Here is a 24,504-nt window from a genome sequence, read left to right as displayed (position 1 = left end):
TCGACCCGGTGACCGGGGCGTCCGCCGCCCCGGCAGCCGGTGCGACCGAGGGGTCCGCCGCCGCCCCGGTCGAAGACCCGTCCGAGGTCGCCGCTTCGCCGGTGGCCGATCCGTCCGAGGCCGCCGTGGGGTCGGCCGACGGTCGACGGGCCGGTGGGGACCGGTCGACCCGGCGGGCGGCGCTGCTCGCCACCCTGGTCGCCGTTCCGGTGACGGTGGCCGTGGCCGGCTTCATCCTTGCCAAGCTGTCCCCGGACGTGCCGGCCGCCGCGCCGAGCCCGTCGTCCACCAGCCTCCGCCCCCAGTCCAGCACCCCGGTCGAGATGGCCGCCCCGGCGCTGGCCGAGCGGCCCGGTGTGGTCTGCCGGGCGCTGGTGTCCCAACTGCCGGCCACCGTCCGGGAACTCGCCCAGCGTCCGGTGACCGCCGGCCCCGAGCAGAATGCCGCGTACGGCGACCCGGCGCTGACCGTCGCCTGCGGCGGCCCCGAGCCGACCGTCGAGGCCACCGCCGACCTGTGGACGGTCAACCGGGTCTGCTGGTACGCCGCCGAGACGTCGGACGCCACCGTGCTCACCACGCTCGACCGGGAGACCGCGGTCACGGTGACGGTGCCGCGGGCCTACGAGGCGCCGTTGCAGTGGCTCTCCCCGATCTCCGACGCGGTGGTCAGCGCCGTACCGTCCGGCGGCGACAGCCCGTCCGGCTGCCGGGGCTGACGGTCCGGCAGCAGCCCGGCCACGGGTGCGACGGCAGAAAACCCTTTGACGGCACCGATAATCTGATCCTCCGTACCCGCGGCTGACCGTGGGTGGCGAGGGGGCCCTGCCCTCTCACCACCCAGGAGCCTCGATGCGCCGGGCACCCGCCCTCTCCTTCCTCCTCGTCACCGTCTTCCTGGACATGCTCGGGCTCGGCCTGATCGTGCCGATCATGCCGGCCCTGCTGACCACCGTCACCGAGGACGCCGCCGCCGCTGTCCGCTGGTCCGGCCTGCTCGGCTCGGTCTACGGCCTGCTGCAGTTCGTCGTCTCGCCGCTGCTCGGCCGGCTCTCCGACCGGTACGGCCGGCGGCCGGTCCTGCTGGTCTCGCTGAGCTGCCTCGGCGTCGACTGGCTGGCCCACGCGGCCTCCCCCACCCCGTGGACGCTGCTGCTGTTCCACGCGCTCGCCGGCGCCTGCGCGGGTACGTACACCGTGGTCAACGCGTACCTCGCGGACGTCACGGCACCCGAGGCGCGGGCCCGCGCGTACGGGCTGGTCGGTGCCGCGTTCGGGCTCGGCTTCGTCGCCGGCCCGACCATCGGCGGCCTGCTCGGCGGCGTCGACGTACGCCTGCTGTTCCTCGCCGCCGCCGCGCTCTCCTTCGCCAACGTCGGCTACGGCTGGTTCGTCCTGCCCGAGTCCCGGCCCGGCGACCGGACCACCCCGTTGACCCTGCGGACGACGAACCCGGTCAGCGCCATCGCCGTCGTCCTACGCCGGCCGGTGCTCGGGCGGCTCGCGTACGCCCGCCTCTGCGCCGACGTCGCCCGGATGACCCACCAGTCGACCTGGACGTTCTTCCTCACCCACCAGTTCGCCTGGGGCACCGCGCAGATCGGGGCCGTGCTGGCGGCGGGCGCGCTCGCCGGGGCGGTCTTCCAGGCCAGGGCGGTCGGGCCGGTCGTCCGCCGGCTCGGCGACAAGCCTGCCGCAGTGCTCGGCAGCCTGCTCGCCGTCGCCGCGTTGGCAGGTACGGCGGTCGTGACCGTGCCCTGGATGCTCTACCTGCTCCAGGCGGTCGGCGTGCTCGCCTCGGTCGGCGGTGCCGCCGCGCAGTCGTGGATCTCGCGGGCTGTCCGGGCCGACGAGCAGGGCACCGTACAGGGGGCACTGACCGGGATCGGGGCCGCCGCGGAGACCGTGGTGCCGGTCGCGGCCAGCGTGGCGTTCGGGTGGTCGCTGGCGTACGCGTCACCGGGCCTGGTCTTCGCCGGCGCGGCCGTCTTCGCGGCCGGTTCGACGCTCCTGCTGGCCACGACACCCGACCGACAGCGGCCGTGATCCCGTCGCTGCCGGTCACATGATCCCGTCGGTGCCGGTCCACCCGACGGCACCGAGGCCCGCCCAGCGGGCCGACGCGGTTCGCCGCGCCGGCCCGCTGCCGGCGGGTGTTCGCGAGAAAGCCGCCGACGTCGGAGAGTGCGGGGTCGGCGGGGAGACGAACCACCTCCGTCGATCTGCTGATCGGACCGCGCTGGTGGCTATCGGGTTCGGTGCCTGCCGAGTCACCCCGCCGGGCAACAGGAAAGCCATGAACATCGATTCATTCATTTGCAGACCACGGAAGTTCCAGCAGACCGGTCGACCTACCAGGAACGGTTTCGCCAAGAGCCTGATTGACGGAAAAGCGACAGGTTCCAACGGGTGGGAATGAGCAATTCCTGGAGCCAGGAACAGCGGACGGCGACACTTGTCGATCCAGCGGTCACCGCGGCGTTCTCCGCCATTCGCGGTCGATCAGGAGATCGCACCACAGGAGACGCACAGGATTTCCGGCCAGCACGGATCAGCTGGGGCTCCCAACTGCGGAAACACCAGAGAGCTCCGCCCTTCGGACACCCTGGTCCGCCAATATCCAACGCCGGATGACCAAAGGGATGGTTCGGCGTTCGACTGATCAGCCGGACAGCATGGACCGATCGGTCATACTTACGGCACGGCAATTGCACCACGCGAAGCGAACGGCCGATGCGCCCACCGATCCGCACCCCACCGACGACCTCATTCTGGCCGCCATCGGCTACGCCCCTGTGAAGCAAACGTGAATGACATGTTTCGGCACCTCCGAAAAAGAGCACGTCAGCACGCCGGACACCGGGAGAACTCGCCATCAAGAGCCGCCAAAAGCACGCTACCGAAAGTTGCTTTCGTGAGTGCGGCACTAACATCCGGCCATGCTTGCGTCAATGCTCTACTTGCGACAGGATCAGGCCCGGAATCCGAACGAACAATTGCTAGCCTTCGATGGCGACCCGCCGTCCATACAGGATCGCGGCATTGTTCATCTCCTCATCGGAGGTCACCACATGGTCCCCACCGGACCTGCGCCCCGTCGCGCGAAACGACTCGCCCTCGCCGGGCTGACCGCGCTCACGGTCGTCCTCGGCACCCAGGCTCCGGGCCTCGCCCAGCCGCCGACCGCGCCGAACGCGCTGGCCCAACCGCCGAGCGCCCCCGGGCTCGGTCAGGTCGCGAGCAAGAAGGAGGCCCGCCCCGGCCCGCTGCCGACCAGATCCGGCACCGTCAAGGTCACCGAGCCCAAGTCGAGCGCCCGCAGCGGCGGCGCGGGCACCCAGGCGATCAACGACAAGGTCGCGCTCCGGGCGCTGATCCTGGCCACCGACCCGGCGGACTTCGGTGTCGCCACGCTCACCACCACCCTCAACCGGGTCGGCGCGAGCTACGACATCCTCTACACCACCACCCAGACGCTCTCGGCGAGCACGCTCGCCGACGCCAACGGGGTCGGCAAGTACAACGCGATCCTCCTCACCAACAGCATGCAGCTCTACGAGTCGGGCGGTAGCTACCTCAGCGGCCTGACCAGCACGGAGTGGAACACCCTCTGGGCCTACGAGCGCAACTTCCAGGTGCGACAGGTCGCCCTCTACACCAGCTACGGCACCTGGCCGGAGGACTACTGCCTCGACTCCGCCGGCGAGGGCGCGGTCGGCGACACGCCCCTGCCCGTCTCGCTGACCAGCACCGGCGCGGCGATCTTCGACTACCTCAACAGCGCCGCCCAGATCCCGGTGACGCAGTCGTACGTCTACCGCACCTCGATCAGGTCCGGGTGCAACGCCGAGGCCCTGATGACCAACGGCTCCGACGTGCTGGCCGTACGCACCACCTCGACCGACGGCCGGGAGCGGGTCGCGCTGACCTTCACCGCGAACCAGTACCTGCTCCACGCGGACCTGCTGGTCTACGGCCTGTTCCGGTGGGCGTCCAAGGGCCTGTTCCTCGGTGAGCAGAAGCACCACCTGAACGTCGACATCGACGACTGGTTCGCCGTCTCGGCCCACTACAAGGAGGACGGCACCGTCGAGTACACCCCCGGCTACCACCTCACCGGGCACGACGCGGTCAACCTCGACGCGAAGCAGACCGCGCTGCGCACCGCGCACCCGCTGGCGTCCGGCTTCACCTTCAACATCCCCTACAACGGGGCCCAGATCGACCCGTTCGCTGGCGACACGTGCAGCCCGAACGGGGACGCCAACACCCTGACCGCCACCTCGAAGTGCCTGAAGAACAACTTCCGGTGGATCAACCACACGTACAGCCACCCCGCGCTGAACACGACGGACTACGCCACCAACCACGAAGAGATCGCCGAGAACCGGACCGCGGGGACCGCGATCGGGCTGAACGCCCCGAACAGCGTGCTGAAGACTCCCGAGTACTCCGGCCTCGGTGTCTACAACAACCCCAGCGGTGTGCTCACCGACTACGGCCTCGCCGCGTCCAACCCGGACCTGATCGAGGCGGCGGCCGATCTCGGCGTCGACACGGTGGCCGGCAACATGTCGTTCGCCGGCCACGTTCCGGCGAACTTCAACGGGTCCACCGCGCACCCGCTGGACCCGAGCATCGCGGTGGTGCCGTGCTGGCCGACGAACATCGCCTACCACACCACCAACCAGGCCGAGGAAGCGCACTTCTACAACTCCTTCTACGGCCCGAACGGCCAGTTCCCCTACTGGCCCACCGACCGGACCTACGCCCAGGTCCTGGAGTACGAGGCCACGGTGGGGCTGCAGCACGTGTCGTCCGGCTCGATCTACGCGCACACGTTCCACATCGCCAACGTGCGGGACTACGGCTCGGGCAACAGCCTGATCACCGACTGGGTCGGGGCGGTGCTGACCAAGTACAGCTCCTACTACTCGGTGCCGCTGCTGAACACGGCGTGGACCGGCATCTCCGCCTACGCCAAGGCGCGCAACGCCCACTTCGCCGCGCTCAGCGCCGGGGCGTCGGCGGTCTACGACCGGACCACCGGTGAGATCACGGTGACCTCGCCGGCCGCCGGCTCGCTCCAACTCGGGGGCGTGACCGCGGCCACCACGGGTGCCACCAGCTACGGCACCGACGTCACCGTGCCGGTGACGCTGGCGGCGAACACCGCCGTGACGTTCGACGCCGCTCCCCGCCCGTAGGGCCGGGCAGCGGGCTCAGATAGACGAAGGCGAACGGGGGCAATCGGTGAGGATCGCGCTGGTCTCGGAGGGCACCTACCCGTACGCGATGGGTGGGGTGAGCATCTGGTGCGAGCAGCTCATCCGGGGGATGCCGGACTACCGGTGGGAGGTCGTGGCGCTCACCGTGGACGGCAGCGAGGAACCGGTGTTCGAGCGGCCGGCGAACCTCGACCGAGTGCACTCGATCCCGTTGTGGGGCGGCCGGCCGGCAGGCCGCCGCCCCCGGCGGGGTGCGCTGGTCCCGTCCGGGCGACCCGGCGCGGAGTTCATCGAGTCCTACGAGGTGTTCCTGCGGGCGCTGGTCACCCCCCTGGAGTCGACCCGCTCCCAGGCCGGCGCGGTCAACCGGAGCACCTTCCTGCTCGCCCTGCGCGGCATGTTCGAGTACGCCGCCGGCGGCGGCGACCTGGGCGCGGGTCTGCTCTCCAACGAGGCGCTGCGGATGATGCTGGAGGCCTGGCACACCCTGCGGGTCGAGGAGACCGGGCCCGCGCCCACCGTCGCCGACGCGCTGGAGGCGGCCTGGCTCATCTCGCACATGCTGCGACCGTTGAGCGCGCCGCCGGTACGCGCCGACATCGTGCACTCGTCGATGAACGGTCTCGCCACCCTCGTCGGCATGGCGGCGACCTGGACGTACGGCACCCCGCTGGTGCTCTCGGAGCACGGCATCTACCTGCGCGAACGCTACATCTCCTATCTGCACGACGACGCGCCGCACCCGGTCCGGGTGCTGGTGCTCAGCTTCTTCCGCTCGCTCGCCGGCGCGGCCTACCTGATCACCGGCGCGCTCGCGCCGCACTCGCAGTACAACCGGCGGTGGCAGCTGCACAACGGCGCCGACCCCGAGCGGATGTGGACGATGTACAACGGCGTCGACCCGGACGAGTTTCCGCCCGCGGCCGGCGAGCCGGACGTGCCGACCATCTCGTTCATGGGCCGGATCGACCCGCTCAAGGACCTGCACACCCTGATCCGGGCGTTCGCGCTGGTCCGCGTGGAGATCCCGAACGCCCGGCTGCGCATCTTCGGCGGCACGCCGGCCGCCAACAAGGTCTACCACGAGAGCTGCCTGGCGCTGATCGAGGAACTCGGGTTGACCGGGCAGGCCGTCCTGGAGGGTCGGGTCGGCAATGCCGTCGAGGCGTACCACGCCGGCAACCTGGTCGCGCTCACCAGCATCTCCGAGGGCTTCCCCTACACGGTGGTGGAGGCGATGGCGTGCGGCCGGCCGACCGTGTGCACCAACGTCGGTGGTGTCGCCGAGGCGGTCGGCGACACCGGCTTCGTCGTCGCGCCGCGTGACGTCGCCGCGATCGCCGACGCCTGCGTACGGATGCTGAACGACCGGGAGCTGCGGCTGCGGCTCGGCGCGAACGCCCGCGCCCGGGTGCTGGAGAGGTTCACCCTGCAACGCTCGTTGCAGGCGTACCGCGACATCTACGAGGGCCTCGCCGCGCCCCGGACGGCGTCCCCCGCGCCGAAGCACCTGCGCGGTCAGGCGCAGGGCTGGGTCCGGGTTCCGAACCGGACGATCCGGCCCGGGGTGGCGTCCGTGGCCGCCCGGCCCGACCTGACGCCCGTCGCCGCCGGTCCCGACCTCACGCCAGTCGCCGCCGGGCCCGAGGTGACGCCCGTCGTCGCCCGGGTGCCCCGCCAGCGTGGGCCCGAGCAGTACTCGTCCGCCGCGTACCCGACCCGCCACGACCCGAACTCGGCCGGGGATCCGCTGCCGCTTCCTGCCGGGACGCACCCGGACGACGAGCCGACGGTCGGCATCCTGCGCCCCACCGGCGGTCGTTGATGACCGACGCCAGCGACCCGGAGGTCACCGACCCGCTGTTCCGGCCCACCGCCACGATGACCACCGAGGCGGGGCCGCGCGCCGACGACCGGGCGGACGGGCCCGAGCGCACGATCCTGCTGCCCCGGATCTCCACCGACCCGGTCGACGACCTGGTCGAGCGGGTCCGGCCCCAGCTGACCCGGGCGGTGGACGCGCTCCAGGTCGCCGCCGCCCTCGAGGCCGACGGGCACACCGACCGGACCGCCCAGGTCGAGTACGGCTACCGCGACGTCTTCGTCCTCGCCGCGGAGGTGTTCCGGCGGATGGGGCCGATCCCGCCGGGCGACGACCGGACGCCCACCGCGCCGACGACCGGCCCCGGCCGTCGTGGGGACCTGCGGACGATCTCGCACGGTCTGCTGTACGTGCTGCCCAGCGCCGCGTTCCCGGCCGTGCTGGCGGTGGTCGGGCGACCGGGCCTGGTGCTCGGGATGATCCTCGCCGGGACGGTCGGCTGGATCTACTCGGGCGTGGTCGCCTACTCGGCGTTCCGCCTGCTCGGCCTCGGCCGGCCCCGCTCGGCGAGCCGGGTCCTGCGGCTCGCCGCGCTGACCGCTCCCCTGCTCGGCGTGGCGGCCGGCGTCGCGATGCTGCCGTACGGCGGGGTGCCGCTCGCCGCGATGATGGTCTTCCAGTTGACGTACCAGCTGGCGAGCACGCTGCTGCTCTTCTACCGGCGTGAGTGGTGGCTGGCCGCGGCCATGCTCCCGGCCCTGCTGTTCGGTGCGATCTTCCTGGTCTCCGGTGGCGTGGCACAGCGGCGCTGGGCGGTGGGCGCGGCGGCCCTCGGCGTGCTGGCCACCCTCGCCGCCGGGCTCTGGGCCACCCGTTCGGCCGCCCGGGTCGAGGAGCCGACGCCCCGGGATCCGCTCTGGCCGCCGTGGCCCGCGCTGCTCGGCGTCGTCGGCTACGGGCTCTGCTCGGCGACGCTGCTCTTCCACGCGCAGGCGCCGTACCTGCTGGGTCAGTTGGACGTCGCGGCGGCGGCGGTCCCGCTGATTCTGTCCATGGGGTTCGTGGAGTGGCGGACCAGCCGGTTCTGGGCGAGCGCGGTCGCGCTGTCCCGACGGGCCCGGGTGCCGAGCGGATTCGTCGCCGGGGTCTGGCGCACGATCGGCCGGGAGGTCGCGGCCTGCCTCTCGGTGCCGGCGGTGCTGGGGGCGGTGCTGCTCGCCGGGCTCGCCTACGCGGGTCTGCTCTCGGCCGCCGGGGTGGTGATGACGGCCGCGCACGTGGCCCTCGCCGGCGCGTACTACCTGGCCTTCCTGCTGGTCGGCCGGGGCCGGTACGGCTGGCTGTGTCTGTCCATGACGGTCGTGATCGTGCTGCACGTCGGCCTCGGCGCGCTGCTCGGTGTCGCCCCGCTGCTCGGGCAGGGCGGCGATCCGGTCGCCGACACCTCGCTCTACCTGGGCAGCGTGCTGCTGCTCCAGGCGCTGTTCGCGCTCGGTCTGGCTCCGGTGATCGGGCAGGTTCGGCACTACCGATAGTCCACGCGAGACCTATGGGGAGGTCCGGTTGCACGCGGTGATCCTTGCCGGTGGCAAAGGGGTGCGGTTGCGGCCGTACACGACGACGCTGCCGAAACCCCTGATGCCGATCGGGGACAGCCACTCGATCCTGCAGATCGTGCTCGACCAGCTCGCCTCGCGCGGGTTCACCTCGGTGACCCTGGCGATCAACCACCTCGGCCCGCTGATCCGGGCGTTCGTCGGGGACGGCAACCGGTGGGGCCTCGCCATCGACTACATCGAGGAGGACCGGCCACTGTCCACGGTCGGTCCGCTGTTCGGCCTGAAGGACCGGCTGCCCGACGAGTTCCTGGTGATGAACGGGGACGTCCTCACCGACCTGGACTACGGCGACCTGCTGCGCAGCCATCAGCTCTCCGGGGCCGGGCTGACCCTGGCGACCTCCGAACGGGTGCACCGGATCGACTTCGGCGTGCTCGACGTCGACGCCGGGCGGGTCGTCGGGTTCCGGGAGAAGCCGGCGCTGCGCTACCCGGTCAGCATGGGTGTCTACGGGATGTCGCGCCGGACGCTCGACCCCTATCCGGCCGGGTTGGCCCTCGGCTTCGACCAGCTGGTGCTGGACCTGCTCGCGGGCGGCGACCCGCCGATGACGTACCCGTTCGACGGGTTCTGGCTGGACATCGGCCGACCGGAGGACTACGACGAGGCCAACCGCTCGTTCCCCCAGCTCAAGCCGATCCTGCTGCCCACCCGGCCGAGGCCGGTGGAGGTGGCCGTCGGTGACGGGGCGGCGGCCACCGCCGAGCCGTTGGCCGTCGCGGACCTGCCAGGCGTCGCGGACCTGCCGGGCGTCGTGCGGGCCGGGGAGCTGACGTGACGCGGGTACTGCTCTTCGGGTCGTCCGGGTTCATCGGCGGGCACGCCCGCGACGCCCTGGCGGCGGACCCTCGGGTGACCGAGGTGATCTGCCCGGGGCGGGCGACCTTCGACCTGCTCGACGGCGAACCGGCAGCGCTCGCGGCGCTGCTGCGCGAGGTCGCCCCGGACGCGGTGGTCAACTGCGTGGGCGCCCTCACCGGCTCCGCCGCGCAACTGGTCACGGCGAACACGACGGTCGCGGCGAAACTGCTGGAGGCGACCGCCGACGCGGCGCCGCAGGCCCGACTGGTCCGGCTCGGCTCGGCCGGCGAGTACGGGCCGGTGCCGGACCGCGTCCCGGTCACCGAGGAGGCCCCCGCCCGACCAGTCAGCGCGTACGGCGTCAGCCATCTGGCCGGCACCCGGCTGTTCCAGCTCGCCGGGGAGGCCGGGCAGGTCGACGCGGTCTCGCTGCGGGTCTTCAACCCCATCGGTCCCGGCATGTCGCAGGAGAACCTGCTCGGTCGGGCCGCGGCGCGGATCCGGGCCGCGTTGGCCGACGGGGCCACGGAGATCACCCTGGGGCCGCTGTCGGCGTACCGGGACTTCGTCGACGTGCGGGACCTCGCCGCGCTGATCGTCGCGGCGGCCCTCGCGCCCGAGCTGCGCCACCGGGTCGTCAACGCGGGCAGCGGCCGGGCCGTCACCGCGCGGCAGGCGGTCGAACTGCTGGCCGACGCGGCAGGCTACGGCGGCCGGATCCGCGAGGCCGGCGTCGGGCCGCAGCGCTCGCTGGCGGTCGACTGGATCCAGGCCGACATCGGCCGGGCCGGTCACGAGCTGGGCTGGGCCCCGCTGCGTGACCTGGCGACGTCGATCAAGGACATCTGGGCCGACGGGGCGGTGCGGTGACCCGCACCCCCATCACGACACACCCGCAACACGAGAGGACACCGCAGATGAGTACGAAGATCGGGGTCGTGGGCCTGGGCTACGTGGGGCTCACCCTCACCGCCGCCCTCGCCGACAAGGGCTTCACGGTGTACGGCGCGGACGTGTCGCCAGCGGTGCTGGACGCGCTCTCGCACGGCCGCCCGCACATCTTCGAGCCCGGCATCGAGGACGTCTTCGCCGCCCACCTCGGCACGAGCATCCACGTCGGCGCCGACCTGCCGAAGGACACCGTCGACGTGGCGGTGATCAGCGTGTCGACGCCGGTCGACAACATGACCCAGCGTCCCAACCTGGCGAACCTGGCCGCCGCGGCCCGGGTGGTGGCCGCCAGCTGCCGCCCGGACACCCTCGTGGTGGTCCGCAGCACGGTGCCGGTCGGCACCAGCCGCCGGGTGGTGCTGCCGGAGCTGCAGGCCGCCTGGGGCGAACAGGTCCGGCTGGTGATGGCACCGGAGCGGACCATCCAGGGCCAGGCGCTACGGGAACTCGTCGAGCTGCCGCAGGTGGTCGGCGGCCTGGACGCCGAGAGTCTGGCCGCCGGGATCGAGTTCTTCAACGGGCTGGTGCGTACCGTCGTCCCGGTCTCCGGGCTGGAGACCGCCGAGCTGGTGAAGTTGTCGAACAACTGCCACACCGACCTGATCTACGCCTTCGGCAACGAGATCGCGCTGATCGCCGAGCGGCACGGCCTCGATCCGCTGGAGGTGATCAGGGCGACGAACGTCGACTACCCGCGCCCGGACCTCGCCAAGCCCGGGTACGTGGGCGGCGGCTGCCTCTCCAAGGACCCGTACATCATGATCGACAGCGCCGGCGACCGCCGGCCGTTCCTCGTCGGCAAGGCCCGCCAGCTCAACGAGTACCTGCCGATCCACGTCGGTGAGACCGTGGTCCGGATGCTGGTCGAGGCGCGCGGGCGCAGCCTCGGCGCACGCCTGGCGGTGCTCGGCTGGGCGTACAAGGGCTGGCCGGCCACCGACGACATGCGCGGCACTCCGATCGAACCGATGATGCGGGTCTTCTCCGCCGCCGGCATCACCGTCCTCGGCCACGACCCGATGGTCACCGACGACGTGATCCGCCAGTACGGTGGCGAGCCGGTCAGCCTGGACAAGGCGTTCACCGACGCGGACGCCGTGCTGATCATCAACGACCACCCGGACTACCGGGCGTTGCGGGTCCCGGAGGTGCTCGGCGCGACGCCGCCGGCTTTCGTCTACGACTCGTGGCGGGTGCTCGACGGCGACGCGGTGATGGCCGCCGGGGTCCGCTACGCCGGACTCGGCTACCTGCCGCCCGCCCCCGACCCGGCCGGTACGGACACGTCAGCCGTCGACCCGGCCGGTACGGGCGCGTCGACCGCCGAGGCGGTGTCGGCATGAGGGCTCTCCTGCTCGGCGGGGCCGGCTTCATCGGCCTGCACCTGGCCCGCCGCCTCGTCGCCGACGGTCACCAGGTGACGATCGTGGACGACTTCTCCCGGGGGCGCGACGACGCCGACCTCGACCTGCTGCGCGGCGATCCGGCCGTGCAGGTGGTTTCCGGCGATCTGACCAGCCCGGACACCTGGGCCGCCCTGCCGACCGGCTGGGACCAGATCTACCTGCTCGCCGCCGTCGTCGGCGTCCGTAACGTGGAGCAGGACCCGGCCCGGGTGGTCCGGGTCAACACCCTGTCCGCAATGCACCTGCTCGACTGGGTGGCCCCGGGTGAGCGGGTCTTCTTCGCCTCCACCAGCGAGGTCTACGCCGGGGGCGTGACGGCCGGGGTGGTGCCGGTGCCGTCGGCCGAGACGGTGCCGACGATGATCTCCGACATCACGGCGCCCCGCTTCGCGTACGCGGCCAGCAAGCTGCTCGGCGAGGCCGCCTTCCTGCACACGGCTCGGGCGCGCGGCTTCGAGACCGTGGTGGGCCGCTTCCACAACGTGTACGGCCCACGGATGGGCGCCGACCACGTCATCCCGGAGATGTCCCTGCGCGCCCTGCGGGGGGCCGACCCGTTCCCGGTCCCCGGCGCCGACCAGTACCGGGCGTTCTGCCACGTCGACGACGCGGTCGAGGCGATGCTGCGGCTGATGGCCGCCCCGGCCGCCGCCGGTCAGATCGTGCACATCGGCAACGACCGGGAGGAGACCAACATCGGCGACCTGGCCAAGCTGGTCCTGCGGGTGGCCGGGGTGAGCCCCGCCATCGCACCCGAGACCGCGCCGCCGGGATCGGTCGCCCGCCGCTGCCCGGACCTGTCCCGGCTGCGGGAGCTGACGGGTTACGAACCGAGCGTCAGCCTGGAAGAGGGCGTACGCAGCACGTTCGCCTGGTACCGGGAGCACGGGTGGACGTAGTGAGCCGACGTCCCATCTGCTTCTACTACGGCGAGGGACGCCTGCCCGACCTCGCCGGGTACGTCCGGGTCGTCCTGCAACCGGACTTCTACCGGCCCGCCGAGCTGCGCTACCTCGCGGAGCAGGACGTGCAGACGCTCGGCTACCTGTCGCTGTCGGAGGACCAGGGGCCGCCCGCGCCCTGGCAGCGCCAGGAACGCAACCCGGACTGGGGCGGCGCGTTCGTCCACGTCGACCATCCACTCTGGGTGGCGCACGTGGTCGGGCAGGCGAAGCAGGCGATGGCGCAGGGTTTCGCGGGGCTCTTCCTGGACACGCTCAACGTCGAGCTGACCTTCCCCGAGGACGTGCCGCACCTGCTCACCCTGGTCGCCGCCGTACGGGAGGAGGCTGAGCCGGCGTACCTGCTGGCCAACCGGGGGTTCGGCATGCTGCCCCGGCTGGCCGAGATCGTCGACGGGATCGTCTTCGAGTCGTTCTCGGCCCGGTGGACCGACGAGGGCTACGCCCCGTGGCCGCCCGACGTGCTGGAGTTCCACGCCCAGATCGCCGAGCAACTGCTCCAGCTGGAGCTGGACCTCTACAGCCTCGACTACGCCGACAGCCAGGGGCTCACCGATTTCGCCGAGCGCCGGGCCCGCCAGTTCGGGCTCCAGTCCTCGGTCAGCGACCGCGCCCTGTCCCGGACCTGACCACCCCACCCCGCGCACCCGCCCCGCCGGGGCCGGGCCGGGACCGGATCGCGAGTCGTACCGACCCGCGACCGGCTCCCGCCCGGCGGGGCGGGGCCCGTGGACCATTCGGACGGCACGAGTACGGCGGGTCAGGCCCTCGCGGCGGCTGAGCGCATCACGGCCGGCGGCCGAGCGGGTCAGGGCTTCGCGGCGGCGTCGAGCGCGGGGGCGAGCGGCGTCAGTGCGGCCCGGACGAGATCCGGCAGCGACCCGGACGGCACCACGAAACCGACCATCGACGGCATCTCGCTCGTGGCGTGCAGCCACTGCCGAAGTGCCACCTTCGCCGCCGCGCCGACGCCGGCGGCCAACACCTGGGCGGTCAGGCGTGCGATGCCCGGACAGCGTGCGGTGATCGCTTCGGCGAGTGGCTCCTCGATCGTGGTGACGGCGTCGACGTAACAGGCCCGCAGCGCGGAGCTGGCGGCGATCATCAGCAGCGCGTCGCGCGGGTGGTCGCCCGAATCGGTGTACAGCGCCACGACGGCGTCGACGACGGTGTCGCCGAGGCTGACCTCGGCCGGCCGGGCGACCACGGCTGCCGCGATCCCTGCCGCGCGAACTGCGGCGACCCCGGCGACGATCGCCTGCTCGCGGCTCTGGAAATAGTTGTTGTAGGTCCGGGGCGACACACCTGCCGCCTGGGCGATCTCCTCGACGCGGACGTTGTCCGGCCCGCGTTCCAGCGCGAGGCGCAGCGCCGCCGACTGGAGCGCCTCCCGGGTGGCCCGCTTCTTCCGTTCCCGCAGCGTCGATGGACCGGTCACGACGCCACTGTCGCACACATGGTACGTGCACGCAAAATTGCGTGCACGCAAAAATATGCTACGGTCCCCCCGACCTCTGGAGCACCACGACCGAAAGGGACCGACATGCGTGCCAAGGGCATGGCCTACGACACCGGCTTCGTCACCAACGGCGTCAACTCGGTGCCGCACTGGGACCTCGACCTGGTCCGGCGGGAGTTGGCCATCATCCGGGACGACCTGCACTGCACCGCCGTCCACCTGGTCGGCGGCGACCCCGGGCGGCTGGAGTCCGCCGCCCGCGTCGCCGCCGAACTCGGCCTGGAGATCTGGTTCTCGCCGTATCCGCTGGAGCTGGAACCCGACCTGATCCGCGCGCTGTTCCTCGACTGCGCCGAGCGGGCCGAGCGACTCCGCGCGACGGGGGCCGAGGTCGTGTTCGTCACCGGCGCCGAGCTGAGCATCATGAACCGTGGCTTCATCGCCGGGGACCGCCTCGGGGACCGCCTCGACCACCTGCTGACCGACCCGAACGGTCGCGCCGAGCGCATGGCCGAGGTCAGCGACCGCCTCGGCCGGTTCCTGCGCACCACCGTGGCGGCGGTCCGCGAACGTTTCCACGGGAAGGTCACCTACGCCGCGATCCCGTTCGAGGGCGTCGACTGGGACCTGTTCGACGTGGTGACCCTCGAACTCATCCGGTCCGCCGAGGTCGCCAACCAGTTCCGCGACGGCGTACGCCGGCTCGTCGACCAGCCCAAGCCGGTCGCCGTCACCGGCTTCGGCACCGCGACCTGGCGCGGCGCGGGCGACGTCGCGCCGCGCAGCATGGAGATCATCGAGTACGACGCGGCCAGCGGCATGCCCCAGCGACTGAACGGGGTGTACGAGCGCGACGAGCAGGGCCAGGCCGACTACCTGCGCGAACTACTCGACATCTTCGACAGCGAGGGCGTCGACAGCACGTTCGTCCACCTCTTCGCGCTGCCCAGCCTTCCGCACCGGCCGGACGGCGACCCCCGCGACGACCTCGACCTCGCCAGCCCCGGGATCGTCAAGGTGCTCGACGGCCGCACCGGCGACACGTACCCCGGCCTGCCCTGGGAGCCGAAGGCCGCCTTCGCCGCCGTCGCCGAGCACTACTCCCGGTCGGCCGACCGGCACGGCTGAGCGGACGACGTCCGCCTGAGGGGGCGGTGTCCGGGATGCCGGGCACCGCCCCTCAGCGCAGGCGCAGCCCCGCGACGAGGAGCCCGACCATGCGGCGGGCGTCGTAGTGGGGGGCCCGGCCCGCGCAGAGGTTGCCGACGGCGAACAGCAGTTCCTGGGCGTTGGTCCCGGGGTGGATCTCGCCGGCCTCGACGGCGGCGTCGAGCAGGCGAGCACACGCGGGGACGAGGTGGTCGAGGAAGTACCCGTGCAGCGTCTCGAAGGCGGCGGTATCCGAGTTCAGCGCCTCGGCGAGGCCGTGCTTGGTGACGAGGAAGTCGACGAAGAGGTCGATCCAGGCTGCCAGGGCGGCGTGCGGCGTACCACTGGTGGCGAGCAGGGTCGGCGCGGCCTCGGCGCACGCCTGCACCTGGTGTCGGTAGACGGCGACGATCAGGTCGGCCCGGGTCGGGAAGTGACGGTAGATCGTGCCCACCCCGACGCCGGCCCGAGCGGCGATGTCGCGTACGGGCGCATCGACGCCGGCGGCGAGGAAGGCCGCGGCGGCGGCCTCCAGCAGGGTCGCCTCGTTGCGCCGGGCGTCGGCCCGCTTGCGCAGCGGCGGCCCCGATCCGGCTTCGGGGTCGACGATCGCCACCACCTCCGACACCCCCTTGGCAAGCGGAACACTGTTCCGTATAGTTCCAAGCGGAACGCGGTTCCGCTTGATCCCATGATGCCAGAACCGGCGACCCGGGACCAGGCCACGCGTCACCTTCCCATGCAGCACCAGCCCACCGGCCGGCACCCCATCGCCCGGCACCCCGCTCGGAGGAACAGTCATGCGATACCGCACCTTGGGCCGCACCGGCGTGGAGGTCAGCACGCTCGTGCTCGGCGCGATGAACTTCGGCAGCCAGGGCGGAACCACCCAGGCCGAGGCCACCGCCATGATCGACGCCGCCCTGGCGGCCGGGATCAACCTCATCGACACCGCCGACCGGTACAGCCAGGGCGAGTCGGAGGAACTGGTCGGTCGGGCCATCGCCGGCCGCCGCGACGACATCGTGCTGGCCACCAAGGCGACCCTGCCGATGAGCGACGAGCGCAACCACCGGGGCGGCTCACGCCGCTGGCTGTTCACCGCGCTGCACGACAGCCTGCGCCGGCTCGGCGTCGATCACATCGACCTCTACCAGATCCACCGGTGGGATCCGACCACCAGCGACGAGGAGACGCTGTCCGCGTTGACCGACCTCCAGCGGGCCGGCAAGATCCGCTACTTCGGCTGCTCGACGTTCCCCGCGTACCGCATCGTGCAGGCCGAGTGGGCGGCCCGGGAGCACCACCTGGGCCGGTACGTCACCGAGCAGCCCAGCTACTCGATCCTGCAACGCGGCATCGAGGCCCACGTCCTGCCCGTCACCGAGCAGTACGGCCTCGGCGTGCTGGCGCGGAGCCCGCTCGCCTCGGGCTGGCTGTCGGGCGCGGTCCGCGCCGGCCGGGAGGTCGCCACCCACCGCGCCGCCGTCCTGCCGCAACGCTTCGACCTGACCATTCCAGCCAACCGGGCCCGGCTCGACGCCGTCGAGCAGTTGGCCAAGGTCGCCGACCAGGCCGGCCTGACCCTGATCCAGCTCGCGCTCGGCTTCGTCACCGCGCACCCCGCCGTGACCAGCGCGATCATCGGCCCGCGCACGATGGACCACCTGCGATCCCAGCTCGCCGCCGCCGACACCGCGCTCACCGCCGACGTGCTCGACGCGATCGACGCGATCGTCGCCCCCGGCCTGGACCTCGCCCCCGACGAGAAGCACGACACCCCGCCGGCCCTGCTCGACCCGGCACTGCGCCGACGCTGAGCACAGAATCAGGAAGGGCGGACCATGCCGCAGCCCACCCCACCCCGTTTCGGGATCATGACCGCACCGATGCAGGTCGACTACCACGACGTGCTGCGGGTCTGGCGCGAGGCGGACGACATCCCCGAGATCGCGCACGCCTGGCTGTTCGACCACCTCATGCCGATCGGCGGCGACCCGGCCGGACCGGCGTACGAGGGCTGGACCCTGCTCGCGGCCCTCGCTGCCCACACCCGACGGCTGCGCCTCGGCGTGCTCGTCACCAGCAACCGCTTCCGGCCACCCGCGATGCTGGCCAAGATCGCCACGACCGTCGACGTCGTCTCCGGCGGACGGCTCGACTTCGGCATCGGTGCCGGGTCGCGCCCCGCACACCCGCTGGCCCGCCGCGAATACGAGGCCCACGACCTGCCCTTCCACGACTTCACCCACTCGGTGCAGAGCCTCGCTGAGGCGTGCACGGTCATCCGGCGACTGTGGACCGAGGACGCGCCGTTCGACTTCCACGGCGACCACGTCCGGCTGGTCGGGGCGTACGGCAACCCGAAGCCGGTCCAGCGCCCGTACCCGCCGATCCTCATCGGCGGACGTTCCGCCGCCGTGCTGCGGGTGGTCGCCGAGCACGCCGACCTGTGGAACATCCCCGGCGGGGACATCGACGACGTGATCGCCCGCAGCGCGCTGCTGGACCGCTACTGCGCCGCGATCGGCCGGGATCCCGCCTCGATCACCCGCTCGATCCACCTGCCGGTCTCCTACGACCGGCCCGAGGAGACCCGGAAGGCGATCGACGCGGCGACCGCCGCCGGCTTCGGGCACGTGATCCTCGGGTTGTCGGCACCCTATCCGGCCGGTGTCGCCCGGTGGGTCGCCGACGAACTCGTCATCCCGTCGCGCTGAAGCCGACGCCGCCGCCACGCGCCGACCCCCGCCGCCTACCGGGTGGGCTGGGCGGCCAGCGGGAAGGTGACGCCGGTCAACTCCTCGGAGACCGTCCACAGCCGACGGGCGACACCGCCGTCCCGGGCTGCCTTCGACCGGCCGACGAGCTTCGGCGCACCGCGCCCCTCGAGGAAGCCGCCCGGCCCGGCGTAACTGCCGCCCGGGACCTCGGCCACCGCCGCGTAGAGCGTGGGCAGTGCCCCGTCGTCGTCGCTCTGCGCGAGAAGGTTGACGACCGCCTCGTTGATCCGGTGCGGCAGGGACCGCTTCCCGTCGGGGTGCCGGACCAGGTTGGTGGCGGCCAGGCCGGGGTGGGCGGCGGTCGCGAGGACCGGCGATCCGACCTCGGTGAGGCGGCGCTGGAGTTCCGCGGTGAACAGCAGGTTGGCCAGCTTCGACTGGGCGTACGCGGGGAACGCCCGGTAGGGACGGCGTTCCCAGTTGAGGTCCGCGAAGTCGATCGCTCCCGCCCGGTGCCCGGAGGAGGAGACGGTGACCACCCGGCCGTGGATCTGCGGCAGCAACAGGTTGGTCAGTGCGAAGTGCCCGAGGTGGTTGGTGCCGAACTGGAGCTCGAAGCCGTCGACGGTACGGCCGAGCGGCGGGATCATCAGGCCCGCGTTGTTGATCAGCAGGTCGATCGGCTCGGTGAAGCCTCCGGCGAACGCGCGCACCGAGGCGAGGTCGGCGAGGTCGAGCCGTCGTACGACGACGTCGCCGGTCATGCTCGCGGCGGCGGCGACGCCCTTGGCGGGGTCACGGACGGCGAGCACGACGCGGGCACCCTTCGCCGCGAGCGCGCGGGCGGTGGTGCGGCCGATGCCGCTGTTCGCGCCGGTGACGACGACGGTACGGCCGGTCATGGCGGGGATCTGCGCGGTCGTGAATGTTGTCATGGGAAACAATGTATGCGGTGGCAACAATGTCGTCAACGGCGACATTTTTTCGGCTACGATGACCCTCGTGCCCGCGTACCACCATGGAAACCTCCGGCCGACGCTGCTGGCTGCCGCCGAGCGCAGCCTGCGCCAGCACGGCGCGGGCCAGCTCTCGCTGCGTGAGCTGGCCCGGGAGGCCGGCGTCAGCCACGCCGCGCCGCGCCGGCACTTCGCCGACCGTCAGGCGCTGCTGGACGCGCTGGCCGAGGCCGGGTTCGCCCGGCTGGACGCGGAGCTGCGCGCGGCGCTCGCCGCCGCCGGCAACGACTTCGGGCCGCGCCTGCACGCCATGGCGGCGGCCTACCTGAGGTTCGCCACCGAGGACGCCGCCCTGCTGGAGCTGATGTTCACCGGCAAGCACCGCGAGGGGGCCGGCCATCTGGTCGAGGCCGCCGCCGGTCCGTTCGGACTGATGCACGGCCTGATCGCCGAGGGGCAGGCCCAGGGCATGCTGGAGCCCGGTGCCCCGGATCGCGCCGGCATCGTGCTGTTCGCCACGTTGCAGGGCATCGCCACGCTGGTCAACGGCAACCTGCTGGAACCGGAGCTGCTCGACGGGATCACCGAGACCGCCGTCGACCAGTTCATCCGGGGATCCCGCCGCCGATAGCGCGCGACGACGGAGAACCCCGACCCACGGCGGCCATGAACGCCCGCCACTGCGGGCCGTCACGTCGCAGGCTGCCCGCCGGTGACCTGGTCATGACTCGCCGTCCACCGCCGAGCCGGGAGACGCGGGTCACGTTCAGGTGTGTCACTGGGAGCCGGGCCGCCCCGTCTCAGGGGGTGTAGCCATGGACGACCGTAGAGGAGCACATCATGGACGCGCGACTGAACTTCCTCGCCGAACCGACCGCCGGCAAGGCCCTCAAGCACATGATGTCGGCGGGCAGGGCGCTGAAGGAGTCATCGCTGCCGACCACCACGCAGGAGTTGGTGGCGCTTCGCGTGAGTCAGATCAACGGCTGCGCCTTCTGCGTCGACATGCACACCAAGGAGGCCGCCGCGGCCGGCGAGACCTCGGTGCGGCTGAACCTGGTCGTGGCGTGGCGGGAGGCCACGGTCTTCACCGGGGCCGAGCGGGCCGCGTTGGCGCTGGCGGAGGAGGGCACCCGGGTCGCGGACGCGGCCGGTGGGGTCAGCGACGAGGTGTGGGCGCAGGCCGCCAAGCACTACGACGAGGAGCAGCTCACCGCCCTGGTGGTCCTGGTCTCGTTCATGAACATGGCGAACCGGATGAACGTCATCACCCAGCAGCCGGCCGGCGCCTACCAGCCCGGACAGTTCCACTGACCGCACGACAGCCACCGGCTCGGGGCCCGGCTGCGGGCCCCGAGCCCGCTGGCACGCATGATCGGGTGGGAGGGGGTTCCGCGTGAGCGAGGTCGAGGAGTTCGAGGAACTGCGACCGCTGCTGTTCTCGATCGCCTATCGAATCCTGGGCAGTGTGGGTGAGGCCGAGGACGCGGTGCAGGAGACCTGGCTGCGCTTTGCCGGCTCGGCGACCCGGCCCACGTCGACCAGGGCTTTCCTGTCGACCACGGTGACCCGGCTCTCGATCGATGTGCTGCGCTCCGCGCGGAGACGGCGGGAGGAGTACGTGGGCCCGTGGTTTCCCGAGCCGCTGCTGAGCGACCCGTACCAGGACCCGGCACGGTCGGTGGAGCTGGCCGACTCGGTGTCGATGGCGGCGTTGCTGCTGCTGGAGCGGCTCAGCCCGCTGGAGCGGGCGGTGTTCGTGCTGCGGGACGTGTTCGCCTTCGGGTTCGACGAGATCGCCAGCGCGATCGGACGATCGGAGTCGGCATGCCGGCAACTGCTGGTGCGGGCACGCCGGCACATGGCGGCCGGAGCGCCGCGGTTCGAGGCGGACCGCCAGGAACGGCAGAAGCTGGCGAGCCGGTTCTTCGACGCGCTGACCGACGGCAACGTCGACGAACTGCGCCATCTACTGGCCGCCGACGTGCAGCTGGTCGGCGACGGCGGCGGCAAGGCCCCACAGCTGGCCAGGGCCGTCATGGGCGCGGAGAACGTGGCCCGGGTGCTGGGCACGGTCCTGCCCCTGCTGATCCGGATCGACGTGTCGGTCGCGCCGCACGAGGTCAACGGCCAGCCCGGCGCGATCTTCCGCGACCGGGACGGCAGGGTGCTCCAGGTCCTGGCCCTCGACGTGCGCGACGGGCAGATCCAGACCATCCGGACGGTCATCAATCCCGACAAGATCCGCCACATCGGGCCGGTCGCCGATGCCTGGGCCATCAGTCGTGCGGCGAAGCGGGCCCGTCGGCAACAGGACTGACCTCGAGAGCGACGCACAACGGCACCCGCGAGGTCCTACGAACCCGCGATCAGGGCGGCGGTCGAGGGTGGCGACGAATACCACCGGCTCCTGCGCGACCTGCGTGCCCACCGGAACCGACCGGGCGGCTTCTGGCTGGCCAAGGACGATCCGCAGGCCGCCGCCGAGGCGCTCACCGGCTGCTGCCCCGCTCCCGAGCTGGCCGGCGCGGTGCTGCTCAGCAACGGGGCCAGCCGCATCGTGGACCGGTTCCGGCTCGCCGACTGGCCCGAGGTCGTCGCCACCCTGACGGCCCGCGGCCCCACCGAGATCATCGATCGGGTACGGCAGGAGGAGGCCCGTCACGCGGTGCCGCCGAACGACGCGACGATCGTCCACTGCACCGACCTCGGTGAGACATGACGCCCCTGAGGATGCCGAACCCAGCAACGTTCCGGCTGTCCGGTCGGTGCGGGACGGCGCTTGGGCGACGCGGCGGTATTCGAGCTGCCGGGTGCGGCGGGTCAGGTCAGCCCCTGCTCATCTGCCCACCTGGCGAAACCTCCCGGACCGAATGGCAGCCGGTAGGAGTCCCGTAGAAGGTCGTCGGCGAGTGCCGACACCAGAGGTACGGTGAGAAGGCCTTGGCGAATCGCCTCACACAACAGCCCCAGCGTTCGCCGAACTTCTACCTTGCGACCTTTGGCAGCGTTCACCGCCAGCGGTCATCGACAACGGCTATGGCATGAGCCGTAGTCTCGGCGAGCGCGAGCACACCGCATTCTCCAATGTTGCGACCGTCGGTGCCGACCAGTCTTTGCTCGTAGTAGGCGAACGCGGCCAACTGCTCAGGAGCATCCAGGGGAACGACCTCGATCCAGTCGGCGTCCAGCACCGCCTGGAGGTACGCATTCTGCACACTACCGCTACGCAGCTCGACCTCGACCACGTCGGGAATCACGACTCGAACGTCTCTGAGGACAGCCTTGAGCACACCGAGCCACTGGCTGCGGGAGAAGTGGCTCAGCGGTCCCGTATCCAAGACGTACACGCAAGGTTCGCTCGTCACGAGGTGACGGTCCAGATCTCGGCGTCTGGTACCGCAGGGCGGTCGGGTAGCGCATCTTCGTCAAAGGTGCCCAACAGCAATCCGAGTGCACGGTCAACCGTAACCGTCTCGTTCCGGTACAGCCGAAGGACAGCCTGCTCGTAAGGGCGGGGAAGGGCAATCGGCTCCATCTCACGGGGAACGACGAGGTTCTTCTCGACGATGTCGGCCTTCTTTGTTCCCACCCCACGAATCCTGTTGGCCTGTTGACTGTCGACGATCCCGAGTTCGTCCAGCCGCCGCGCGAGAGTAGCCATGTCCACCTGGTAGTGGCTACCAGCACGGACGGCTGCGTCCCGCAACGTCTCATCCTCGCTGGCGGACCATTCCGCCCACCGGTCATGGAGATCACGAGCAGGGAGGAGCAGGGCACGCGCGAAGCGGTCGAGGCGGGCCTCCAGAGCGTCGGCCTCCGTTGCAGCGACGCGCCAGTCCGTGGTGTATGGGTCGGCAATCAGGTAGTGGCCCAGTTCGTGTGCAAGCGCGAGCCGGCGGCGACCAACCCGGAGATCGCCGTTGATGACGCACACTCCGCCGGCTCGGAGCAGCACGGTGCCTGCATCAGCCCCGTCTCCCAACGGCAACGCAAAAGGCAGCAACCCGATGACGGCAACCAAACGGGACAGCTCAAGCACGGGTTCGTCGGCTCCGAGCTTGAGTAGAGAACGGGCCGTAGCGGCAAGATCCTCCGCTGCGGGCATGGACGCGGGCGTCGGCTGCTGGTCGGGCTGACCGTTGACGAGTTCGGGTACCTCGCCTACGACGAATTCGACGTCCCTGGCAATCCGATCCAACGCTTCGTCGATGGCCTGGGTCGCCAGACCCGACCGTGATGCGCGGTAGGAGACGATGGACGGCGGACCCGGGTCGACAAACCACTCCACCCGACGTCGCAGTTCCCGCGCGATGGCAACCAACTCCACCGCGGAGACCCCGCGCAGCCCGGTTTCGATCTTTGCCAACGCGCTTCGAGCCATGCCGACCGCAGCGGCCAACTGAGCCTGAGTGAGCCCGGACTCCGTCCGCGCTGCGGCAATGCGCTCCCCTACGCTCACGTGTTCGATTCTAGAACATCGCCTGACCTCTGCACATGGCGACATCAAGCTCGCACGACAACACGACCACCGATGTGGCGGCATCCGAGGAACGGGAGGCCGCCACATCGGTGGCACGGTGTGGATCAAGCGCATCCGGGCTGCGGAGGCAGGGCGGCACCGCAGGGTGGGTGGGGCTGTTCGGACGGGCCGGTCAGTGGGACCGGTAGATGGTAGTGAGGAAGTTCCGCCACGCCTGCGGGGAGAACACCAGCACGGGGCCGGCGATGTCCTTGCTGTCCCGCACACCCACGACCGCAGGCAGGTTGCCGGCGACCTCCACACAGTTCCCCTGGTCACTGCTACGGCTACTCTTGCGCCAGGTCGCGCCGACGAGTTCAGTCATGGTGCTGCTCCTTGATCTCCCGCATGAGTTCGCATGATTCCTCCACACTCAGCGCCTGGCCTGTGAGCGTGCTCCACACGTTGGCGTAAGCCCTGACCTCTTCGACGCGATCGAGGTAGAGGGCTCCGGACAATCCCTCGTTGTAGACCGTCGTCGGCTCGGCGGATCGGGCACCCTTGGTGGGGAAATCAAGGATGACGAAGCTTCCCGCGATGGCCGCCCTGCTCAGCCCACTGTCGAGCGGAAGAACCCTGACCGTGACGTTCGGGGCTTGGTTGGCCTCCAGCAGCTTGTCCAACTGCCCAGCCATGCCGGGCACCCGCTTGCGCAGCGCGGCTTCCTCGATGATCGCCTCGAAGTCGGGAGCGGTCGGCCGTTTCCTGACGAGCAGGCGTTGACGTTCCTGTCGGAGTTCGACGAGTTTCGCCACGTCCTCATCCGTGATACCCGGCCTGGTTCGCGCGACCTCAGCGACGTACTCCGGGGTCTGAAGCAGGCCCGGGACGGGCTGCGGAAGGTCGGGGAAACTCGCGCGTAATTCCCCGGCGCAGGTCACGCATTCCCGGGGACAACAAGCCCAG

24 protein-coding genes and 1 pseudogene are annotated in these 24,504 nt (G+C 71.3%); 18 read left to right on the top strand and 7 right to left on the bottom strand.

Annotated features, from left to right (window positions below; genetic code table 11):
* Positions 1-101 precede the first annotated feature (101 nt).
* From ACIG87_RS19400 to ACIG87_RS19350, 11 genes are all read left to right on the top strand, one after another.
* Positions 102-719: a DUF3515 family protein gene (locus ACIG87_RS19400; protein ID WP_396852128.1), complete on the top strand. Its 618-nt coding sequence runs from the start codon at positions 102-104 to the stop codon at positions 717-719.
* A gap of 133 nt (positions 720-852) precedes the next feature.
* The gene (locus ACIG87_RS19395; protein WP_396852031.1) at positions 853-2,046 is read left to right on the top strand and encodes an MFS transporter; all 1,194 of its coding nucleotides are present in this window, start codon (positions 853-855) and stop codon (positions 2,044-2,046) included.
* 584 nt (positions 2,047-2,630) lie between these two features.
* The gene (locus ACIG87_RS19390) at positions 2,631-2,810 is read left to right on the top strand and encodes a hypothetical protein (RefSeq protein WP_396852029.1); all 180 of its coding nucleotides are present in this window, start codon (positions 2,631-2,633) and stop codon (positions 2,808-2,810) included.
* Between the two features lie 261 nt (positions 2,811-3,071).
* Entirely contained in the window at positions 3,072-5,207 is a 2,136-nt protein-coding gene (locus ACIG87_RS19385) for a hypothetical protein (RefSeq protein WP_396852028.1), read from the top strand.
* A 46-nt stretch (positions 5,208-5,253) separates the two neighbouring features.
* Complete coding sequence (gene pelF, locus ACIG87_RS19380) at positions 5,254-7,053, top strand: GT4 family glycosyltransferase PelF (RefSeq protein ID WP_396852026.1); 1,800 nt, start codon at positions 5,254-5,256, stop codon at positions 7,051-7,053.
* A complete protein-coding gene (locus ACIG87_RS19375) occupies positions 7,053-8,585 on the top strand; it encodes a hypothetical protein (RefSeq protein WP_396852025.1) in 1,533 nt (510 codons plus the stop codon). The genes pelF and ACIG87_RS19375 overlap by 1 nt, the downstream gene beginning before the upstream one ends.
* 37 nt (positions 8,586-8,622) lie before the next feature.
* Positions 8,623-9,447 (top strand): sugar phosphate nucleotidyltransferase, encoded by an 825-nt coding sequence (locus tag ACIG87_RS19370; protein WP_396852126.1) that lies wholly within the window; start codon positions 8,623-8,625, stop codon positions 9,445-9,447.
* Positions 9,444-10,340 (top strand): NAD-dependent epimerase/dehydratase family protein, encoded by an 897-nt coding sequence (locus ACIG87_RS19365; RefSeq protein WP_396852024.1) that lies wholly within the window; start codon positions 9,444-9,446, stop codon positions 10,338-10,340. Before ACIG87_RS19370 ends, ACIG87_RS19365 begins: the two co-directional genes overlap by 4 nt.
* A 47-nt stretch (positions 10,341-10,387) precedes the next feature.
* Positions 10,388-11,764, top strand: a complete 1,377-nt coding sequence (locus ACIG87_RS19360; protein ID WP_396852022.1) for a nucleotide sugar dehydrogenase — start codon at positions 10,388-10,390, stop codon at positions 11,762-11,764.
* Positions 11,761-12,726, top strand: coding sequence for an NAD-dependent epimerase/dehydratase family protein (locus ACIG87_RS19355; RefSeq protein WP_396852020.1), 966 nt, complete (start codon positions 11,761-11,763; stop codon positions 12,724-12,726). The genes ACIG87_RS19360 and ACIG87_RS19355 overlap by 4 nt, the downstream gene beginning before the upstream one ends.
* Positions 12,726-13,418, top strand: a complete 693-nt coding sequence (locus tag ACIG87_RS19350; protein WP_396852019.1) for a hypothetical protein — start codon at positions 12,726-12,728, stop codon at positions 13,416-13,418. Before ACIG87_RS19355 ends, ACIG87_RS19350 begins: the two co-directional genes overlap by 1 nt.
* Before the next feature lie 179 nt (positions 13,419-13,597).
* Here the strand turns inward: ACIG87_RS19350 and ACIG87_RS19345 are convergent, their stop codons facing one another.
* Positions 13,598-14,227, bottom strand: coding sequence for a TetR/AcrR family transcriptional regulator (locus ACIG87_RS19345; RefSeq protein WP_396852018.1), 630 nt, complete (start codon positions 14,225-14,227; stop codon positions 13,598-13,600).
* 105 nt (positions 14,228-14,332) lie between these two features.
* On the opposite strand from ACIG87_RS19345, the gene ACIG87_RS19340 reads away from it, so the two are divergent.
* Complete coding sequence (locus ACIG87_RS19340) at positions 14,333-15,376, top strand: hypothetical protein (protein WP_396852017.1); 1,044 nt, start codon at positions 14,333-14,335, stop codon at positions 15,374-15,376.
* Between the two features lie 52 nt (positions 15,377-15,428).
* Here the strand turns inward: ACIG87_RS19340 and ACIG87_RS19335 are convergent, their stop codons facing one another.
* A complete protein-coding gene (locus ACIG87_RS19335) occupies positions 15,429-16,007 on the bottom strand; it encodes a TetR/AcrR family transcriptional regulator (protein ID WP_396852125.1) in 579 nt (192 codons plus the stop codon).
* 190 nt (positions 16,008-16,197) lie between these two features.
* On the opposite strand from ACIG87_RS19335, the gene ACIG87_RS19330 reads away from it, so the two are divergent.
* Together ACIG87_RS19330 and ACIG87_RS19325 are read left to right on the top strand one after the other, a co-directional pair.
* On the top strand, positions 16,198-17,217 hold the full coding sequence (locus ACIG87_RS19330) for an aldo/keto reductase (RefSeq protein ID WP_396852015.1): 1,020 nt from the start codon (positions 16,198-16,200) through the stop codon (positions 17,215-17,217).
* A gap of 24 nt (positions 17,218-17,241) precedes the next feature.
* Complete coding sequence (locus ACIG87_RS19325) at positions 17,242-18,117, top strand: LLM class flavin-dependent oxidoreductase (RefSeq protein ID WP_396852014.1); 876 nt, start codon at positions 17,242-17,244, stop codon at positions 18,115-18,117.
* Positions 18,118-18,152: 35 nt separating this feature from the next.
* Here the strand turns inward: ACIG87_RS19325 and ACIG87_RS19320 are convergent, their stop codons facing one another.
* The gene (locus ACIG87_RS19320; protein ID WP_396852013.1) at positions 18,153-19,055 is read right to left on the bottom strand and encodes an oxidoreductase; all 903 of its coding nucleotides are present in this window, start codon (positions 19,053-19,055) and stop codon (positions 18,153-18,155) included.
* Positions 19,056-19,122: 67 nt separating this feature from the next.
* Between ACIG87_RS19320 and ACIG87_RS19315 the strand changes: the two genes are divergently transcribed.
* From ACIG87_RS19315 to ACIG87_RS19300, 4 genes are all read left to right on the top strand, one after another.
* A complete protein-coding gene (locus ACIG87_RS19315) occupies positions 19,123-19,707 on the top strand; it encodes a TetR/AcrR family transcriptional regulator (protein WP_396852012.1) in 585 nt (194 codons plus the stop codon).
* A 209-nt stretch (positions 19,708-19,916) separates the two neighbouring features.
* Entirely contained in the window at positions 19,917-20,390 is a 474-nt protein-coding gene (locus ACIG87_RS19310; protein WP_396852010.1) for a carboxymuconolactone decarboxylase family protein, read from the top strand.
* Positions 20,391-20,472: 82 nt separating this feature from the next.
* Positions 20,473-21,396 carry an RNA polymerase sigma-70 factor gene (locus ACIG87_RS19305; protein WP_396852009.1) on the top strand — a complete coding sequence of 308 codons (924 nt, stop codon included), beginning with the start codon at positions 20,473-20,475 and terminating at the stop codon, positions 21,394-21,396.
* A 210-nt stretch (positions 21,397-21,606) separates the two neighbouring features.
* Complete coding sequence (locus ACIG87_RS19300; RefSeq protein WP_396852008.1) at positions 21,607-21,798, top strand: hypothetical protein; 192 nt, start codon at positions 21,607-21,609, stop codon at positions 21,796-21,798.
* Between the two features lie 289 nt (positions 21,799-22,087).
* Here ACIG87_RS19300 and ACIG87_RS19295 read toward each other — a convergent pair whose 3' ends face one another.
* The 4 genes and pseudogenes from ACIG87_RS19295 to ACIG87_RS19280 all read right to left on the bottom strand — a co-directional run.
* Positions 22,088-22,444, bottom strand: a complete 357-nt coding sequence (locus ACIG87_RS19295; RefSeq protein ID WP_396852007.1) for a hypothetical protein — start codon at positions 22,442-22,444, stop codon at positions 22,088-22,090.
* The gene (locus tag ACIG87_RS19290; RefSeq protein ID WP_396852006.1) at positions 22,441-23,538 is read right to left on the bottom strand and encodes a helix-turn-helix domain-containing protein; all 1,098 of its coding nucleotides are present in this window, start codon (positions 23,536-23,538) and stop codon (positions 22,441-22,443) included. The genes ACIG87_RS19295 and ACIG87_RS19290 overlap by 4 nt, the downstream gene beginning before the upstream one ends.
* 193 nt (positions 23,539-23,731) lie before the next feature.
* Entirely contained in the window at positions 23,732-23,923 is a 192-nt protein-coding gene (locus tag ACIG87_RS19285) for a DUF397 domain-containing protein (RefSeq protein WP_396852005.1), read from the bottom strand.
* A pseudogene (locus ACIG87_RS19280) lies at positions 23,916-24,428 on the bottom strand (DUF5753 domain-containing protein); the annotation flags it as partial. The pseudogene ACIG87_RS19280 and the gene ACIG87_RS19285, both read right to left, overlap by 8 nt.
* Positions 24,429-24,504 lie beyond the last annotated feature (76 nt).

Origin of the sequence: Micromonospora sp. NPDC051925 (assembly GCF_044548625.1) — a bacterium.
Classification (GTDB): Bacteria; Actinomycetota; Actinomycetes; order Mycobacteriales; family Micromonosporaceae; genus Micromonospora.
Note: the sequence above shows the minus strand (reverse complement) of the source record. Positions and strands in the feature narration are given on the sequence as shown.

Excerpts from the sequence above, each read along its gene's own strand:
- ACIG87_RS19395 (WP_396852031.1), top strand. The coding sequence starts at position 853 with ATGCGCCGGGCACCCGCCCTCTCCTTCCTCCTCGTCACCGTCTTCCTG.
- ACIG87_RS19390 (WP_396852029.1), top strand. The coding sequence starts at position 2,631 with ATGACCAAAGGGATGGTTCGGCGTTCGACTGATCAGCCGGACAGCATG.
- ACIG87_RS19385 (WP_396852028.1), top strand. The coding sequence starts at position 3,072 with ATGGTCCCCACCGGACCTGCGCCCCGTCGCGCGAAACGACTCGCCCTC.
- ACIG87_RS19375 (WP_396852025.1), top strand. The coding sequence starts at position 7,053 with ATGACCGACGCCAGCGACCCGGAGGTCACCGACCCGCTGTTCCGGCCC.
- ACIG87_RS19360 (WP_396852022.1), top strand. The coding sequence starts at position 10,388 with ATGAGTACGAAGATCGGGGTCGTGGGCCTGGGCTACGTGGGGCTCACC.
- ACIG87_RS19355 (WP_396852020.1), top strand. The coding sequence starts at position 11,761 with ATGAGGGCTCTCCTGCTCGGCGGGGCCGGCTTCATCGGCCTGCACCTG.
- ACIG87_RS19340 (WP_396852017.1), top strand. The coding sequence starts at position 14,333 with ATGCGTGCCAAGGGCATGGCCTACGACACCGGCTTCGTCACCAACGGC.
- ACIG87_RS19330 (WP_396852015.1), top strand. The coding sequence starts at position 16,198 with ATGCGATACCGCACCTTGGGCCGCACCGGCGTGGAGGTCAGCACGCTC.
- ACIG87_RS19325 (WP_396852014.1), top strand. The coding sequence starts at position 17,242 with ATGCCGCAGCCCACCCCACCCCGTTTCGGGATCATGACCGCACCGATG.
- ACIG87_RS19320 (WP_396852013.1), bottom strand. The coding sequence starts at position 19,055 with ATGACAACATTCACGACCGCGCAGATCCCCGCCATGACCGGCCGTACC.
- ACIG87_RS19310 (WP_396852010.1), top strand. The coding sequence starts at position 19,917 with ATGGACGCGCGACTGAACTTCCTCGCCGAACCGACCGCCGGCAAGGCC.
- ACIG87_RS19285 (WP_396852005.1), bottom strand. The coding sequence starts at position 23,923 with ATGACTGAACTCGTCGGCGCGACCTGGCGCAAGAGTAGCCGTAGCAGT.